The 16,085-nt window shown below is 61.9% G+C and carries 14 protein-coding genes; 6 read left to right on the top strand and 8 right to left on the bottom strand.

The window, feature by feature from the left end:
- Positions 1–32: 32 nt before the first annotated feature.
- The 3 genes from trmA to LU682_RS25355 form a co-directional block, all read right to left on the bottom strand.
- Positions 33–1,118: a tRNA (uridine(54)-C5)-methyltransferase TrmA gene (gene trmA, locus LU682_RS25365; protein WP_004575991.1), complete on the bottom strand. Its 1,086-nt coding sequence runs from the start codon at positions 1,116–1,118 to the stop codon at positions 33–35.
- On the bottom strand, positions 1,115–2,410 hold the full coding sequence (locus LU682_RS25360) for an NCS2 family permease (protein ID WP_010955311.1): 1,296 nt from the start codon (positions 2,408–2,410) through the stop codon (positions 1,115–1,117). The genes trmA and LU682_RS25360 overlap by 4 nt, the downstream gene beginning before the upstream one ends.
- Positions 2,411–2,639: 229 nt before the next feature.
- Positions 2,640–3,860: an MFS transporter gene (locus LU682_RS25355; RefSeq protein WP_010955310.1), complete on the bottom strand. Its 1,221-nt coding sequence runs from the start codon at positions 3,858–3,860 to the stop codon at positions 2,640–2,642.
- Positions 3,861–4,203: 343 nt separating this feature from the next.
- Here LU682_RS25355 and LU682_RS25350 point away from each other — a divergent pair, with 343 nt between their 5' ends.
- From LU682_RS25350 to LU682_RS25340, 3 genes are read left to right on the top strand one after another with little or no spacing between them, the layout of a single operon-like run.
- Complete coding sequence (locus LU682_RS25350) at positions 4,204–5,640, top strand: cytochrome ubiquinol oxidase subunit I (protein WP_010955309.1); 1,437 nt, start codon at positions 4,204–4,206, stop codon at positions 5,638–5,640.
- 3 nt (positions 5,641–5,643) lie between these two features.
- Entirely contained in the window at positions 5,644–6,651 is a 1,008-nt protein-coding gene (gene cydB / locus LU682_RS25345; protein ID WP_010955308.1) for a cytochrome d ubiquinol oxidase subunit II, read from the top strand.
- 9 nt (positions 6,652–6,660) lie between these two features.
- Complete coding sequence (locus LU682_RS25340; RefSeq protein ID WP_003251614.1) at positions 6,661–6,816, top strand: DUF2474 domain-containing protein; 156 nt, start codon at positions 6,661–6,663, stop codon at positions 6,814–6,816.
- A gap of 105 nt (positions 6,817–6,921) precedes the next feature.
- On the opposite strand, the gene LU682_RS25335 is transcribed toward LU682_RS25340, so the two are convergent.
- Both LU682_RS25335 and LU682_RS25330 read right to left on the bottom strand, forming a co-directional pair.
- Positions 6,922–8,046, bottom strand: coding sequence for a methyltransferase (locus tag LU682_RS25335; RefSeq protein ID WP_010955306.1), 1,125 nt, complete (start codon positions 8,044–8,046; stop codon positions 6,922–6,924).
- A gap of 96 nt (positions 8,047–8,142) precedes the next feature.
- The gene (locus LU682_RS25330) at positions 8,143–8,850 is read right to left on the bottom strand and encodes an autoinducer binding domain-containing protein (protein ID WP_049587090.1); all 708 of its coding nucleotides are present in this window, start codon (positions 8,848–8,850) and stop codon (positions 8,143–8,145) included.
- 520 nt (positions 8,851–9,370) lie between these two features.
- On the opposite strand from LU682_RS25330, the gene ltrA reads away from it, so the two are divergent.
- Both ltrA and LU682_RS25320 read left to right on the top strand, forming a co-directional pair.
- A complete protein-coding gene (ltrA, locus tag LU682_RS25325; RefSeq protein WP_010952877.1) occupies positions 9,371–10,792 on the top strand; it encodes a group II intron reverse transcriptase/maturase in 1,422 nt (473 codons plus the stop codon).
- 193 nt (positions 10,793–10,985) lie between these two features.
- Entirely contained in the window at positions 10,986–11,762 is a 777-nt protein-coding gene (locus LU682_RS25320) for a ferredoxin--NADP reductase (protein WP_010955304.1), read from the top strand.
- 123 nt (positions 11,763–11,885) lie between these two features.
- On the opposite strand, the gene mscL is transcribed toward LU682_RS25320, so the two are convergent.
- On the bottom strand, positions 11,886–12,305 hold the full coding sequence (gene mscL, locus LU682_RS25315) for a large-conductance mechanosensitive channel protein MscL (RefSeq protein ID WP_010955303.1): 420 nt from the start codon (positions 12,303–12,305) through the stop codon (positions 11,886–11,888).
- 176 nt (positions 12,306–12,481) lie between these two features.
- On the opposite strand from mscL, the gene radA reads away from it, so the two are divergent.
- The gene (gene radA, locus LU682_RS25310; RefSeq protein ID WP_003251626.1) at positions 12,482–13,852 is read left to right on the top strand and encodes a DNA repair protein RadA; all 1,371 of its coding nucleotides are present in this window, start codon (positions 12,482–12,484) and stop codon (positions 13,850–13,852) included.
- Positions 13,853–13,887: 35 nt separating this feature from the next.
- Here the strand turns inward: radA and LU682_RS25305 are convergent, their stop codons facing one another.
- Together LU682_RS25305 and LU682_RS25300 are read right to left on the bottom strand one after the other, a co-directional pair.
- Positions 13,888–15,405, bottom strand: coding sequence for a nucleobase:cation symporter-2 family protein (locus LU682_RS25305; protein ID WP_010955302.1), 1,518 nt, complete (start codon positions 15,403–15,405; stop codon positions 13,888–13,890).
- A 263-nt stretch (positions 15,406–15,668) separates the two neighbouring features.
- Positions 15,669–16,031: a PilZ domain-containing protein gene (locus tag LU682_RS25300; protein ID WP_029615590.1), complete on the bottom strand. Its 363-nt coding sequence runs from the start codon at positions 16,029–16,031 to the stop codon at positions 15,669–15,671.
- Positions 16,032–16,085 lie beyond the last annotated feature (54 nt).

Raw genomic sequence — 16,085 nt, 5'->3', positions numbered from 1 at the left:
TGGGCTGCAAAGCAGCCCCGGCAATACAACGATCAGCGCCGAACCAGCAGAACCCCACTCTCCATATGGTGGGTATACGGGAACTGGTCAAACAATGCACAGCGCTCGATGCGGTGGGTGTCCTGCAACTGGGCAATGTTCGCTGCCAGCGTTTCCGGGTTGCACGAGATGTACAGAATGCGCTCGAAACGCCGGGTCAGCTCGCAGGTATCCGGGTCCATCCCCGCACGCGGTGGGTCGACGAACACGGTACCGAACTGATAACTCTTCAGGTCGATGCCTTCCAGGCGACGGAACGGCCGCACCTCATTCAGTGCCTGGGTCAGCTCCTCTGCCGACAAACGTACCAGCCGCACGTTATCCACAGCGTTTTCGTCAAGGTTGCTCAGGGCGGCATTGACCGACGTCTTGCTGATTTCGGTGGCCAGCACCTGGCGTACACGCGTGGCCAGCGGCAGGGTGAAGTTGCCGTTGCCGCAATACAGCTCCAGCAGGTCATCCTCACGCTCGCCAATGGCCTCGAAGGCCCAGCTGAGCATCTTCTGGTTCACTGCGCCGTTGGGCTGGGTGAACGCACCCTCCGGCTGGCGGTAACTGAACACGCGGCCAGCCACATCAAGCTTTTCCACCGCGTAGTCGCGGCCGATAACCAGGCGCTTGCCCTTGGAGCGGCCGATGACGCTCACCCCCAGCGCTTCAGCCAGTTGCCGTGCTTCCACTTCCCAGGCCTCGTCCAGCGGGCGGTGATAGCACATCGTGATCATCGCATCGCCAGCCAGGGTGGTGAGGAACTCCACCTGGAACAGGCGGTTGCCCAGTTCTTCGCTGGCCTGCCAGGCTGCCTTCAGGCGCGGCATCAACGCGTTGATGCGTTCGCTGGCAATGGGGAAATCGTCGATCAGGATTGCCTTGTGCTTCTCGCCCGGGGCGAACATGGCGTAGTGGCGCTGGCCATCCTCGCGCCACAGGCGGAACTCGGCGCGCAGGCGGTAATGCTCGCGCGGTGAGTCGAAAACAGCCGGTTCCGGCGCGCCGAACGGTGCCAGCAGCTCGCGCAGCCGGGCCACTTTGGCATCCAGCTGGGTGGCGTAGGAGGAGGGGTCGAAAGCAGCACTCATGCGTTGAACCAGCCTAGCTTGATGACGAACAGGATGGAAAGGATCACCAGGGCCGAGTTGAGTTCGCGGTGGCGGCCCGAGATCAACTTGACGGCGGTCCAGGCGATGAAGCCGAAGGCGATACCATTGGCGATCGAGTACGTCAGCGGCATGGCCAAGGCAGTTACCACCACCGGTGCGGCTTCGGTGACGTCGTCCCAGTTTATTTCCGCCAGGCCCGAGGCCATCAGTACCGCGACGAACAGCAGCGCCGGAGCGGTGGCGAAGGCGGGCACGCTACCGGCCAGTGGGGCAAAGAACAGCGCCAGCAGGAACAGCACGGCAACCACGATGGCCGTCAGGCCGGTGCGGCCACCGGCGCTCACACCCGCAGCGGACTCGATATAGCTGGTGGTGGTCGAGGTGCCCAGCAGGGAGCCGGCCATGGCGGCGGTGCTGTCGGCGATCAGGGCGCGGCCCATCTTCGGCATGTGGCCGTCCTTGCCCATCAGGCCGGCGCGCTTGGCCACGGCGATCAGGGTGCCGGAGTTGTCGAACAGGTCGACGAACAGGAACGCGAAGATCACGCTGATCAGGCCCACATCGAGGGCACCGGCGATGTCCAGCTGCAGGAAGGTGGGTGCCAGTGAAGGTGGCATCGACACGATCCCGCCGAACGGCGTGACGCCCATGGCGATCGACGCGACGGTGACGGCCAGGATGCCGATCAACACCGCGCCGCGCACTTTCAGCGACTCAAGGCCGACGATCAGGAAAAAGCCCAGTGTGGCGAGAATCACCGACGGCTGCTTGAGGTCGCCCATGCCCACCAAAGTGGCTGGGTTATCGACGACGATGCCGGCGTTATGCAGGGCGATCAATGCCAGGAACAGGCCAATGCCGGCGGCAATCGCCGAACGCAGCGGCAGCGGGATGCTGTTCACGATCCACTCGCGGATGCGGAAGATCGACAGCAGGAAGAACATCACCGCCGACAGGAACACGGCACCCAGTGCCACCTGCCAGGTGTGGCCCATGTGCAGCACCACGGTGTAGGTGAAGAACGCGTTCAGGCCCATGCCCGGTGCCAGGGCGATCGGGTAGTTGGCAATCAGGCCCATGGTGGCGGAGCCGATGGCCGCTGCCAGGCAGGTGGCGACGAAGATCGCGCCCTTGTCCATGCCGGTCTCGCCGAGGATGCTCGGGTTGACGAACAGGATGTAGGCCATGGCCAGGAAGGTGGTGACGCCCGCGAGAATCTCGGTGCGCACGTTGGTGTTGTGTGCTCTTAGTTGAAACAGCCTTTCCAGCATGCCCGCTCCCCAAGGCGCCCCCGGCGCCATGAATGTATCGACCCCAACAGCAAAGCACAGACCGTACCGGATGCCGTGGTTTTGTGTGGGGAGGAAAAAAGCCGCGCATCATACCAGCATGCATGGCGGGGGCCTATGGCCGTTGGGGAATGGGTTTTTCTGGCCCTGTGCGGGGAAGTTCCCCCGTAGGCGCGGGCTTGCCCGCGAAGCGGCGGGCACAGGTGACCCATCACCCGTTATGCAACCGGTCCCGCTTGGCCAGGGTAGGGAACAGTTTTATCCACACCCCGGTCACCACCAAAGTGCCCACCCCGCCCAGCACCACCGCCGGCACTGTACCAAACCAGTGCGCGGTCACCCCCGATTCGAACTCACCGAGCTGGTTCGAGGCACCGATGAACAGGCCGTTCACTGCGCTGACCCGCCCACGCATTTCATCCGGTGTCTCCAGCTGCACGAACGAACTGCGAATGACCATGCTGATCATGTCTGCCGCACCCAGTACCACCAGTACCGCCAGCGAGAACCAGAACGAGGTCGACAGGCCGAAGGCGATGGTCGCCACGCCGAACACGCCGACCGCAGTGAACATCGTCCGCCCGACGTTGCGCTGGAACGGGAAGCGCGCCAACCAGAGCGACATCAGCAATGCTCCCACCGCTGGCGCCGAGCGCAACAGGCCAAGGCCCATCGGCCCGGTCAGCAGGATGTCCTTGGCAAATACCGGCAGCAAGGCGGTGGCTCCGCCCAACAATACGGCGAACAGGTCCAGCGAGATGGCGCCGAGGATGTCGGGCCGGCTGCGAATGAAGCGGATGCCAGCCAGCAGCGATTCGATGCTGGCGCGCCCGCGCTGGGCGACCTGGCCGCGCGCCTGCAGGCTCAGGGTCAGCACGCAGGCAATGGCGTACAAGGCCACCGTCGGGCCGTACACCCACATGCTGCCAAAGGCATACAGGAATCCGCCCACCGCCGGCGCCACGATGGTCGCCGACTGGGTGGCCGAGGCCGACGCCGCCACTGCCCGCGGGAACAGCCCGGCCGGTACCACATTGGGCAACAGCGCCTGGGTTGCCGGCATTTCGAATGAGCGGCTGGCGCCGAGCAGGAAGGCCAGAGCAAAGATCAGTTCGCGGGTGACGTTGTCGGTGGCACTGCCCACCGCCAGCGCCAGGGCAATCAGCCCCTGGAGGCTCTGGCACAAGGCGGCGACCTTGCGCCTGTCATAGCGGTCGGCGACATGGCCGGTGTGCAGCATGAACAGCACCCGTGGGGCGAACTCGACCAGGCCGACCAGGCCCAGGTCCAGGACGTTGCCGGTCAATTGGTAGAGGTGCCAGCCGATGGCCACGGTGAGCATCTGGAAGCCGCTGGCGGTGAACACGCGGGCCAGCCAGAAGGCCAGAAAAGGACGATGGTGACGCAACAACTGCGGTGCGGAATCGGACATCGGAAACCAGGGGCCTCGGCGCAGTAGAGGGGGGCGCAGCGTATCATCTGTTTGTAACAAGCGGTTACTGTTTGCTCAGGTCGGCACTTTTCCACTGCTAATCAAAGAGGGTGAGGCAACAGGTCACGCGGCAATCCACCACACGGCCCACCGGGCCATTCGGGACTATGCTTCCTAGCATTCATTGATCTGGGTCAATCGTTCCAGATCAATGAATTGGCCGTCTGGCCGGAATCCCTGCGATCGAACAGAACAATTCCAACACGCCGTACTCGACCCAGTGGGGGCAGTGGGCGACTGGGGCCACAAGCCCGGACGCCGGATTATCTGAAGAGGAAGCACCATGTTCGGAATAGAGGCCTTAGAGCTCGCCCGAATGCAGTTTGCCTTTACCGTGTCGTTCCACATCCTGTTCCCGGCCATCACCATTGGCCTGGCCAGCTACCTGGCAGTCCTCGAAGGCCTATGGCTGCGGACCCACAACCAGGTCTACCGTGACCTCTATCACTTCTGGTCAAAGATCTTCGCCGTCAACTTCGGCATGGGCGTCGTCTCCGGCCTGGTCATGGCCTACCAGTTCGGCACCAACTGGAGCCGCTTCTCCGACTTTGCCGGCGCCGTCACCGGCCCGCTGCTCACCTACGAAGTACTGACTGCGTTCTTCCTCGAGGCCGGTTTCCTGGGCGTCATGTTGTTTGGCTGGAACCGCGTCGGCCGTGGTCTGCACTTCTTCTCCACGGTGATGGTAGCGCTCGGTACGCTGGTCTCTACCTTCTGGATTCTCGCCTCCAACAGCTGGATGCAAACCCCGCAAGGTCACGAGATCATCGATGGTCGGGTGGTGCCGGTGGACTGGTTTGCGGTGGTGTTCAACCCCTCCTTCCCCTACCGCCTGATGCACATGGCTACTGCCGCGTTCGTGTCCACCGCGTTCTTCGTCGGTGCCTCGGCGGCCTGGCACCTGCTGCGCGGGCGTGACAACCCGGCTGTACGCAAGATGCTGTCGATGGCCATGTGGATGGCATTGATCGTCGCCCCGATTCAGGCAGTGATCGGCGATTTCCACGGCCTCAATACCCTCAAGCACCAGCCGGTGAAAATTGCTGCGATCGAAGGCCACTGGGAGAACGTGCCCGGTGAGCCGACTCCACTGATCCTGTTCGGCATTCCCGACATGGAGGCCGAGACTACCCGGTTCAAGATCGAGATTCCGGCCCTCGGCAGCCTGATCCTGACTCACAGCCTGGACAAGCAGGTGCCGGCGATGAAGGAGTTCCCGCCCGAGGACCGGCCTAATTCGACCATTGTGTTCTGGTCGTTCCGGATCATGGTCGGGCTTGGTTTCCTGATGATCTTCGTTGGCCTGTGGAGCCTGTGGTTGCGCAAACGCGGCACGCTGTACAGTTCACGCCCGTTCCTGCATGTGGCCCTGTGGATGGGCCCATCTGGGCTGGTCGCACTGCTGGCCGGCTGGTTCACCACCGAAATTGGCCGCCAGCCCTGGGTGGTGTACGGCCTGATGCGCACGGCGGACGGTGTTTCCAACCACAGCTACGCTCAGCTCGGCTTCACCCTTGTGGCGTTCGTGGTGGTGTACTTCGCCCTGTTTGGCACCGGCCTTGGCTACATGATGCGCCTGGTGCGCAAAGGGCCGCAAACCGGTGAGGGTGACGAGCACACACCGGGAGGCCCAGGCCAGAAACGCACGCCGGCACGGCCTTTGTCCGCCGCCGATGATGGCCGCGAGGCCACCTCTGCCAGCCTGAACGAGGGGAACTGAACCATGGGTATCGACCTTCCACTGATCTGGGCCGTGATCATCATCTTCGGCGTCATGATGTACGTGGTGATGGACGGATTCGACCTGGGGATCGGCATGCTCTTCCCCTTCGTCAAGGGCGAGCAGGACCGTGATGTCATGATGAACACTGTCGCGCCGGTATGGGACGGCAACGAAACCTGGTTGGTCCTGGGCGGTGCCGGACTGTTCGGGGCCTTCCCGATGGCGTATGCCGTGGTCCTCGAGGCCCTGTACCTGCCCCTGATCCTGATGCTGATCGGCCTGATTTTCCGAGGCGTGGCCTTCGAGTTCCGCTTCAAGGCCAAGGCCGACAAACGACACATCTGGGACAAGGCTTTTATCTGGGGTTCGCTGATCGCCACCTTCTTCCAGGGCGTGGCGCTGGGCGCGTTCCTGGAGGGGTTCAAGGTGGTCGACCGGCATTTTGCCGGTGGCACCCTGGACTGGCTGACCCCATTCAGCCTATTCTGCGGGCTGGGGTTGATCGTGGCCTACACCTTGCTGGGTTGCACCTGGCTGATCATGAAGACCGAAGGGCCGCTGCAGCAGAAGATGCACGATATGGCCCGGCCGCTGGCGCTGGTGCTGCTGGTGGTGATCGGTATCGTCAGCCTGTGGACGCCCATCGCCTACCCGCAGATTGCCGACCGCTGGTTCAGCATGCCCAACCTGATCTGGTTCATGCCGGTACCGCTGCTGGTGCTGGTGACCTTCTACGGGTTGCTCAAAGCGGTGGCACGCAACGCGCACTACACGCCGTTCCTGCTCACGCTGGTACTGATCTTCCTTGGCTACAGCGGCTTGGGAATCAGCCTGTGGCCTAACATCATCCCGCCGTCGATTTCGATCTGGGATGCCGCAGCGCCACCGCAAAGCCAGGGCTTCATGCTGGTGGGTACCCTGTTCATCCTGCCGTTTATCCTCATGTATACCTTCTGGAGCTACTACGTGTTCCGCGGCAAGGTGACCCACGAAGACGGCTATCACTAGGAGGGCTGCATGATGGCTGGCAAGCATGGTTTGGAAGACAAGAAACCGCTGTGGCAGCGACTGGGTTGGCTGTTGCTGATCTGGGCGATGAGCGTCGCAGCGCTGGGTGTGGCGGCCTGGGTGATGCGGCTGTTCATGGGGGCGGCGGGCCTGACCACACACTGATAAAGAGCGGCAGCGGGCTTGCCCACGAAGCAGGCAACGCGCTAGATGGCACAGGCGTTGCCGGTGTTCGCGGGCAAGCCCGCTCCTACGGGGGCGGTGGCGCGCCTACTTGCGGGCTTTCAGAATGACGAACTTGGGCGTTGCCGCCACCTGCTCCACCCCCCGGAACAACCGCGCCAGCTTGCTGTGATAGCCCAGATGCCGGTTACCTACGATGTACAGCGCCCCACCTACCACCAGCGCTTCACGCGCCTGCTGGAACATGCGCCAGGCGAGGAAATCGCCTACTACCTGCTGTTGGTGGAACGGCGGGTTGCACAGCACCACGTCCAGCGACTGTTTCTCCAGCCCGGCCAGGCCATCGGCCGCGAGGAAGGTCGCCGGGCGCTCGCCCAACGCTGCCAGCCAGTTCTCCTGCGCCGATTGCACTGCCATGTACGACTCGTCGACCAGGGTGTACTCGGCCTCCGGGTTGGCCAGGGCGCTGGCGATCGCGAGCACGCCGTTGCCGCAGCCCAGGTCTGCCACCCGCGCACGGCCGAGGTTGCGTGGTAGATGCGGGAGGAACGCCCGCGTCCCGATATCCAGGCCTTCACGGCAGAACACGTTGGCGTGGTTGACCAAGTCAAGTGCCGGCGCGTCGAGGCGGTAGCAGCTGGGGTAGGGGGACTTGGCGAGCGGCCGCTCGGCAACCGTTGCTGTCAGCAAACGGGCCTTTTTCAGTGCCAGCGAAGCCTGTACGGGGCCGATGTACTTCTCCATCAGGTCGCCGGCCGCGCGCGGCAGGTGCTTGATCATCGCCCCTGCAATCACCTGCGCACCTGGTGCCAACTGGCCTTGCAGGCGGATCAGTTGTTCTTCCAGAAGGGCCAGGGTCTTGGGCACACGCACCAGCACCCGGTCGAACGGGCCTTGCCAGTGTTCGCTGGCCGGTACGAACGGCACACTGTCGAACGGCAGGCCATTGCGCGCCAGGTTCTTTTCCAGGGCCAGGTGCCCCAGGTGCGAGTCACCGCTGCTGACCACCTGCAGCTGGCCTGCAAGGCTTGCGGCCAGGGCACCGAAGCTGTCATTGAGCACCAGTACCCGGCAATTGGCGTCGGGTGCCTGATCGTGTAGCTGCGCAAGCAGGTACTCGTCGGCGGCATCGAAGGCCTGCAACGGGTCGTTGGCCTGCTCCGGCTGGCGGATCAGGTCGAGTTCGGCGTAGGGGGTGGTCAACAGGGGCATGGCGTCTGGCTCGGGTACGAAACTGCCCGTTGCGGTTCGCGCCGGGCTTTGCCGGGCGATTCTACAGGGCTTTGCCCGAGGTCGCAGGTTCGAAGATCAGATCCAGCCACGCAAGGCGGCAATGGCAATGGCTCCGGCCTTGTTGGCTGCGTTGGTCTTGGTGATCACGCTGCGGATATGGAAATTGACCGTGCTTTGCGACAGCGAGAGGATGGAGGCAACATCGGCAGCGGTCTTGCCGGCGGCAGACCATTTCAGCACTTCCAGTTCGCGCTCGCTCATTTTCGGTTGGGGTGGGCATAGCGCGTTCAGATGGTGCTCGCCCAGTACCGCGTGAAGTGTGTGGCACAGCCACTGCACGCTCCCAGCTTTGTCGTACAGTTCGACCTCATCGATGGGGCCATTTGGCCGAGCGACACTGATCTGGCTTTCGTTGTGCTGCTGATCGTGAAGCGACTGTGTCCAGCCGTGCCGCAAGCCATACAGGCAGGCCATTTCGCGAAATTGCGGGGCTTCCTTGTAAAGTTCATCGGTCCACAGCACCGGCATCGTCGAGCTGTGGCTCAGGTTCGCCGCCGGGTCCTGCTTGTAGAAGTCGTCGCGCTGGTAGCGCTCGATCCACTCACTTGGGTAGTTGCTGTAGAGGTACAGCCTTGGCGTTTGTGTAGCGATCTGAATGCGGATGTTCAGCCCAAGGTAATCCATGTCCAGGTCCTGAGCCAGATGGACTGCGATGTCGAATAGCTTCTGCGGGCTGCGCTCGCTGACGAACGCACGAAGATACTCGGGTTTCCAGTGAAGCATTTGAAACACTCCTTGGGGCGCGCAGGATCCAATCCGTTTGAGTACCCGGATGATTGTAGGAAAAGACCTACCATCCTGTTGGGATTTTTTTGTGTGCGCCAGGCATGGCGCGTTGCGCGTAAGCGCAACCCGCTTGGTTGTGGTGGCCAAGTGGGTGACTTGGAGGTGAAAGTCCTCTACACACCCGGCAAGGGGAAGTGTTAGCCGGAGGCAAGGGTGTCGCGGGTGACCGCGAATCTGAAGGAAGCCCGAGGCAAAATGCTGGCCTGACGAACAGGAAGCGGATAGAGGCGGCACAGCGGGGTGAGGTGGCACAAATCGCCAAAGCCCAATACTTGCACGGAACGCTGTGACGTAGATCCGACAGGCATAAGCAGGAAGGTCGCGCGAATTACCCTGGGAGATCTGTACGCTTGCCACTGTGCTACCGCGCGTCGAAAGGCGACGGGACGAGCGTGCAGAAGTCAGCCGAAGCCGTAGTAAGTGGCGGTTAACCGCGCCACCAAGGGCCGAACAGGTTATGCCGCCAGTAGGCGTCGCCGTCTCGTTGGTAACCGTAATGCAGAAATTTCCCACAGCGGAAACTGTCATCCCGAATCCCGGCCAGAAGCCGAGGGTGATGCCTGACAGTGCAAAGGTGCCGGCGGCGTCAGCGACGTGGACGAACGCGGAGCCGGACACGCTGATGGAGCGGGTGCTTGCACCGGCCAACCTCAGGCGTGCGTATCAACGCGTGGTTAGCAACAAGGGGGCTCCGGGTGCCGATGGCATGACGGTCGCTGACTTGGCGGGCTACGTGAAACAGTATTGGCCAACCCTCAAGGCCAGGTTGCTGGCCGGTGAATACCATCCCCAAGCAGTGCGAGCGGTTGAAATTCCCAAGCCGCAGGGCGGCACACGGCAACTGGGTATCCCCAGCGTCGTGGATCGCCTGATCCAGCAAGCACTGCAGCAGCAGCTCACACCTATCTTCGACCCACTGTTCTCGGACTACAGCTATGGTTTTCGTCCGGGCAGAAGTACGCATCAAGCCATCGAGATGGCCCGTGCTCATGTGACAGCGGGACACCGCTGGTGCGTGGAACTCGATCTGGAGAAGTTTTTCGATCGGGTCAATCACGACATCCTCATGGCCTGCATCGAACGTCGGATCAAAGACAAGTGCGTACTCAGGCTTATTCGCCGCTACCTTGAAGCCGGGATCATGTCGGGCGGTGTCGTCAGCCCACGGCAGGAGGGGACGCCGCAAGGCGGCCCGCTTTCGCCGTTGCTGTCGAATATCCTGCTCGACGAACTCGACCGCGAGCTGGAGCGGCGGGGCCATCGCTTCGTACGTTATGCCGATGATGCGAACATCTATGTACGCAGTCCCCGGGCCGGCGAACGGGTGTTGGTCAGCGTCGAGCGCTTCCTGAGAGAACGTCTGAAGCTGACGGTGAACAGGAAGAAAAGCCAAGTGGCAAGGGCGTGGAAGTGCGACTACCTAGGCTATGGGATGAGCTGGCACCAGCAGCCAAGGCTGCGCGTGGCAAGGATGAGCCTAGACCGCTTACGCGACCGGCTCAGAATGCTGCTGCGCAGCGTACGGGCTCGCAAAATGGCGACTGTCATCGAGCGGATCAACCCCGTCCTGAGAGGCTGGGCTAGCTACTTCAAGCTCAGCCAGAGCAAGCGGCCGCTTGAGGAACTGGATGGTTGGGTCAGGCACAAACTCCGCTGCGTCATCTGGCGTCAATGGAAGCAGCCTCCCACGAGGCTGAGAAACTTGATGCGCCTGGGGTTGAGCGAGGAGCGTGCCAACAAGTCAGCCTTCAATGGCCGAGGTCCATGGTGGAATTCGGGAGCGCAACATATGAACTACGCGCTGCCAAAGAAACTGTGGGACCGGCTCGGGCTGGTCTCGATACTGGATACGATTAACCGGCTTAGCCGCGTAACCTGAACCGCCGTGTACGGAACCGTACGCACGGTGGTGTGAGAGGACGGCGGGTGTGAATCCGCCTCCTACTCGATTATAGCGAACAGGATTTTCTGCGAGTTCGGCGCGTTCACCCTGGATGAGGCCCTACAAAGCGGTGGTTTTTATCCTGGCCACTTTAGGCGACACTGTGCACACGCCAACCCTGGAGCCCGATATGACCGCTAGCGCCGAAAAGTTCACTCGCCAGACACTGCTCGATGTTCAGCCACTGACGCCGAACCTCTTCAGCCTGCGGGTTACGCGCGATGCGGGGTTCCGTTTCCGTTCCGGCCAATTTGCCCGGCTAGGTGTGACCAAGGCCGATGGTAGTGTGGTGTGGCGCGCCTATTCCATGGTCAGCGCCCCTCATGACGAGCACCTGGATTTCTTTTCCATCGTGGTGCCAGGTGGTGAATTCACCAGTGAGCTGAGCCGTTTGGGGGCAGGCGATACGTTGCTGATCGACCGCCAGGCGTTTGGTTTTCTCACCCTCGACCGCTTCGTCGGAGGTCGTGACCTGTGGCTGCTGGCTACCGGTACCGGCATTGCGCCCTTTATGTCGATCCTGCAGGACTTCGAGGCCTGGGAGCGCTTCGACAGCATCAAGCTGGTGTATTCAGTGCGCGAAGCGAAGGAGCTGGCCTATGTGGATGAAATTGCCGGGCTGGAACAGCGCGAGTACCTGGCCGAGTACGCGGGCAAGTTGCAGTTCATTCCCGTGGTGACCCGTGAACAACACCCTGGGGCGTTGAATCAGCGCATTACCACGTTGATCGAGAATGGCGAGCTGGAGAAGGCGGCAGGGCTTGAGCTGTCGCCGGAGCATTCGCGGGTGATGCTGTGCGGTAACCCGGAAATGATCGACGAAACCCGCAAGGTCCTCAAGGCGCGAGACTTGCAACTGAGCCTGAGCAAGCGGCCCGGGCAGGTGGCTGTCGAGAACTACTGGTAAGACCATTGCGGCCGTTGTGGGGCCTGTAGGCGCGGTTCACCCGCGAACACCGGCGAAGCCGGTGCCATCCACCGCACTGGACTCTTCGCCAGCAGGCCCGCCCCTACAGCGCCCCCGGCAATTTCAAGGCAAGCGATTCTGGTTCTGCGTCTTGAGCAAATCGCGGATTTCGGTCAGCAGCGTCTCTTCTGCCGAAGGCACAGGCGGCGTAGTCGGCGCCACGGCTTCTTCACGCTTGAGCTTGTTGATCGCCTTCACGCCCATGAAGATGGCAAAGGCCACGATCACGAAGTCGATTACGGTCTGGATGAACTTGCCATACGCCAGCACCACCGCTGGTACGTCACCTTCGGCAGCCTTCAGGGTAATGGCCAGATCGCTGAAGTCCACGCCACCGATCAGCAGGCCCAGTGGCGGCATGATCACGTCGCCGACGAAGGACGAGACGATCTTGCCGAAGGCCGCGCCGATGATGATACCGACCGCCATGTCGACGACATTGCCTTTGACTGCGAAAGCCTTGAACTCGTTGAGCATGCCCATGTTTGGTTCCTTGTAACAAAAGGTAAGGTTAAGGCAGTGTAAGCCACTTAAACGCTTCATGCGTTGTGTTCAGGGCTACTGACTGCAGTTAGAACGAATAGTTTTGTCGCATCCCGAGGCGTTCGAGACACGTCCTGCTCAGCTATCATGGCGAATTTTTCCAGGAGACCTCACCCATGGCCAAGGCCAAGCGCTTGTATGGCTGCACCGAATGCGGCGCGACCTTCCCCAAATGGGCCGGCCAGTGCGGCGAATGCGGGGCCTGGAACACCCTGGTCGAAACCATGATCGAAAGCGGCGGCGCTGCTGCACCCAGCAGCGGTCGCGCTGGCTGGACAGGGCAGCAGGCGCAGATCAAGACCCTGGCCGAAGTCAGTGTCGAGGAAATCCCGCGTTTCACGACCAGCAGCACCGAACTGGACCGCGTGCTGGGTGGCGGCCTGGTGGATGGCTCGGTGGTGCTGATTGGCGGTGACCCCGGCATCGGCAAGTCGACCATTTTGCTACAGACCTTGTGCAACATTGCCGTGGGCATGCCGGCCCTGTATGTCACGGGGGAGGAGTCGCAGCAGCAGGTGGCCATGCGCTCGCGGCGGCTGGGCCTACCCCAGGACCAACTCAAGGTGATGACCGAAACCTGCATCGAGACGATCATTGCCACGGCGCGGGTCGAGAAGCCGCGGGTAATGGTGATCGACTCGATCCAGACCATTTTCACCGAGCAGTTGCAATCGGCCCCGGGCGGCGTGGCCCAGGTGCGCGAAAGCACAGCGTTGCTGGTGCGCTATGCCAAGCAAAGCGGTACGGCAATCTTCCTGGTCGGCCACGTGACCAAGGAGGGCTCGCTGGCTGGCCCAAGGGTGCTGGAGCACATGGTCGACACGGTGCTGTATTTCGAAGGTGAGTCCGATGGCCGCCTGCGCTTGCTGCGGGCGGTCAAGAATCGTTTTGGCGCGGTCAATGAGCTGGGCGTGTTCGGCATGACCGATCGTGGCCTCAAGGAGGTATCCAACCCGTCGGCGATCTTCCTCAACCGTACCCAGGAAGAGGTGCCGGGTAGCGTGGTGATGGCAACCTGGGAGGGTACCCGGCCAATGCTGGTCGAGGTGCAGGCGCTGGTCGACGATAGCCATCTGGCCAACCCGCGGCGGGTAACCTTGGGCCTGGACCAGAACCGTCTGGCCATGTTGTTGGCGGTGCTCCACCGCCATGGCGGTATCCCGACCCATGACCAGGATGTGTTTCTCAACGTGGTCGGCGGGGTGAAGGTGCTGGAAACGGCTTCGGACCTGGCCCTGCTGGCGGCGGTGATGTCGAGCTTGCGCAACCGGCCACTGGCCCATGGTTTGCTGGTGTTTGGCGAGATCGGATTGTCGGGCGAGGTACGCCCGGTACCCAGTGGCCAGGAGCGCTTGAAGGAAGCGGCCAAGCACGGCTTCAAGCGTGCCATCGTGCCCAAGGGCAATGCGCCGAAAGAAGCGCCTGCGGGGTTGCAGGTGATTGCCGTTACCCGGCTGGAACAGGCGCTGGATGCATTGTTCGAATAGCGTGCAGGAGCGAGCAAGCTCGCTCCTGCAACCCGTCAGTGCTCGGCAACGGCCGTGCGCCTGACCGTTTCATTGCCGTGCTCGTCCAGTTCCAGCATCGGCACTTCGTTACCCTCGGCATCGAACAGCTTGCCATCCTTGAAGTAGTCCCCATCACGCAGCGCGGAAATGTCCGAATACTGGATGGTGCGCTCGTAGGCTGCAGCGAACACTGACTGGTTTTCCGAGTTGCCGGTGGTGAAATGGTTGAAGATCAGGTTCAGCAGGATGGCCATGATCGCCGCCGAGCTGATGCCGGAGTGGAAGATGGTCTCGAACCAGTTCGGGAAGTGGTGGTAGAAGGTCGGTGCGGCAATCGGGATCATGCCGAAGCCCAGCGAGGCCGCGACGATGATCAGGTTGACGTTGTTCTTGTAGCTGACCTTGGACAGGGTGCGGATACCGCTGGCCGCCACGGTGCCGAACAGCACGATACCGGCGCCGCCCAGTACCGGGGTAGGCACGGCGGCAATCACCCGGCCCATGACTGGCAGCAAGCCGAGTACCACCAGAATCACGCCGCCGGTAGCCACCACGTAGCGGCTCTTGACCCCGGTCACGGCCACCAGGCCGACGTTCTGGGCGAACGCGCTCTGGGTGAACGAACCGAAAATCGGCGCCAGGATGCTCGATGCCATGTCGGCGCGCAGGCCGTTGCCCAGGCGCTTGGAGTCCACCTTGGTGTCGATGATCTCACCCACGGCGAGGATATCGGCCGACGTTTCCACCAGGGTGACCATGATCACGATACACATCGACAGGATCGCGGCGATGTGGAACTCCGGCATGCCAAAGTGGAAAGGCGTAGGGAAGGCGAACATCGGGCCTTCGCCGACCTTGCTGAAATCGGTCATGCCCAATGCCCAGGCGATCAGCGTGCCGACCACCATGGCCAGCAGGATCGACAGGCGTGAGATGGTGGCGCTGCCAAGCTTGCTCAGCAGCAGCACGATGGCGAAGGTCAGCGCGGCCAGGCCGATGTTGGCCATGCTGCCGAACTCCGGCGAGGCGCTATTGCCACCCATTACCCAACGTGCGGCAACCGGCATCAGGGTCAGGCCGATGGTGGTGATGACGATGCCGGTCACCAGCGGCGGGAAGAACTTGGTGATGCGCGAGAACACCGGCGTGATCAGAAAGCCGATCAGCGACGCAGCCATGACCGCGCCAAGCACCCCTGGCAGGCCACCGCCCCCCTCGCTGCTCAGGATCGCACCCATGGTCGCCACACCGGCGAACGACACGCCTTGCACCAGTGGCAACTGGCAACCGAAGAACGGCAGGCCAAGGGTCTGCAGCAGGGTGGCAAGGCCACCGGCGAACAGCGAGGCGGCGATCAGCATGCCGATTTCGGCACCATTCAGGCCCGCGGCCTGCCCCAGGATCAGGGGTACTGCGACGATCCCACCATACATGGTCAGCACATGCTGCAGACCATAGGCCAGGTTGGCACCAAGGCCGAGGTTTTCATCCTCGGGTCGCTTGGCGGGAGACGTGCTAGGGGACGTAGTCATGGAGCAGGCTCTCTGTTTATTGTTGTGCCGCTACTGTAGACACTTCCTACAAATGATTGCCACAAGAATTGTATACAATATTTTGATCGGAGCGCGAACAGGTCTGGCTGCAGGGTGTGCTAAAACCCAATGCAGAAGGCGTACCAACTTGGCAGAAGCTGTATTAGAAGGGTGTGTACAAAGCATCGCTACCCAGGCTTAAAGCTGTCTGGGTAGACAAGAAACACCAGGTGGGAGGGCTATTAGCTAGCTAAGAGATTTCATTATTCGATGAGTTCGCGCAGCTCACGCATCATTTCGGTGCTGTCAGCCACGTTCAATTCCACAAGACGGTGCAAATGGGTCATCGAATCGACGTCGATGTACAGGCAGATGAAGCCCAGGCGGTCCGGTTCTTCGTGGCGCAGTTCGACCTGCATCTGCACACGGACCTCGTTGTCCAGGTCGATGATGGCGTCGAAATCCTGAGTCAGGTCGGCATCCCAGTCTGCCGGGCGTTCGATCAGCAAGCCTTTGAGTGAAAGGTCCAGCAGTTTTGCAGGCCAGCGTTTCAGCCCCTGGCGCAGCTCGGTGGGGGCATCGAAGTCGATGCGTTGAAAGCGGCGGCGTTCGTCATGATCGCTCATGGCATGGATCCTCGAATAGGTCATCAGGTGTCATCCTGACTATAGTTAGAGTTG

The organism is Pseudomonas alloputida, assembly GCF_021283545.2.
GTDB classification, from domain to species: Bacteria; Pseudomonadota; Gammaproteobacteria; order Pseudomonadales; family Pseudomonadaceae; genus Aquipseudomonas; species Aquipseudomonas alloputida.
The sequence above is the reverse complement of the archived record's forward strand: the minus strand, read 5'-3'. Positions and strand labels throughout refer to the sequence as shown.

Coding starts and splice junctions, on each gene's coding strand:
- LU682_RS25305 (WP_010955302.1), bottom strand. CDS start 15,405: ATGACTACGTCCCCTAGCACGTCTCCCGCCAAGCGACCCGAGGATGAA.
- radA (WP_003251626.1), top strand. CDS start 12,482: ATGGCCAAGGCCAAGCGCTTGTATGGCTGCACCGAATGCGGCGCGACC.
- ltrA (WP_010952877.1), top strand. CDS start 9,371: ATGCCGCCAGTAGGCGTCGCCGTCTCGTTGGTAACCGTAATGCAGAAA.
- LU682_RS25355 (WP_010955310.1), bottom strand. CDS start 3,860: ATGTCCGATTCCGCACCGCAGTTGTTGCGTCACCATCGTCCTTTTCTG.
- LU682_RS25335 (WP_010955306.1), bottom strand. CDS start 8,046: ATGCCCCTGTTGACCACCCCCTACGCCGAACTCGACCTGATCCGCCAG.
- LU682_RS25330 (WP_049587090.1), bottom strand. CDS start 8,850: ATGCTTCACTGGAAACCCGAGTATCTTCGTGCGTTCGTCAGCGAGCGC.
- trmA (WP_004575991.1), bottom strand. CDS start 1,118: ATGAGTGCTGCTTTCGACCCCTCCTCCTACGCCACCCAGCTGGATGCC.
- LU682_RS25340 (WP_003251614.1), top strand. CDS start 6,661: ATGATGGCTGGCAAGCATGGTTTGGAAGACAAGAAACCGCTGTGGCAG.
- mscL (WP_010955303.1), bottom strand. CDS start 12,305: ATGGGCATGCTCAACGAGTTCAAGGCTTTCGCAGTCAAAGGCAATGTC.
- LU682_RS25360 (WP_010955311.1), bottom strand. CDS start 2,410: ATGCTGGAAAGGCTGTTTCAACTAAGAGCACACAACACCAACGTGCGC.
- LU682_RS25320 (WP_010955304.1), top strand. CDS start 10,986: ATGACCGCTAGCGCCGAAAAGTTCACTCGCCAGACACTGCTCGATGTT.
- LU682_RS25350 (WP_010955309.1), top strand. CDS start 4,204: ATGTTCGGAATAGAGGCCTTAGAGCTCGCCCGAATGCAGTTTGCCTTT.
- LU682_RS25300 (WP_029615590.1), bottom strand. CDS start 16,031: ATGAGCGATCATGACGAACGCCGCCGCTTTCAACGCATCGACTTCGAT.
- cydB (WP_010955308.1), top strand. CDS start 5,644: ATGGGTATCGACCTTCCACTGATCTGGGCCGTGATCATCATCTTCGGC.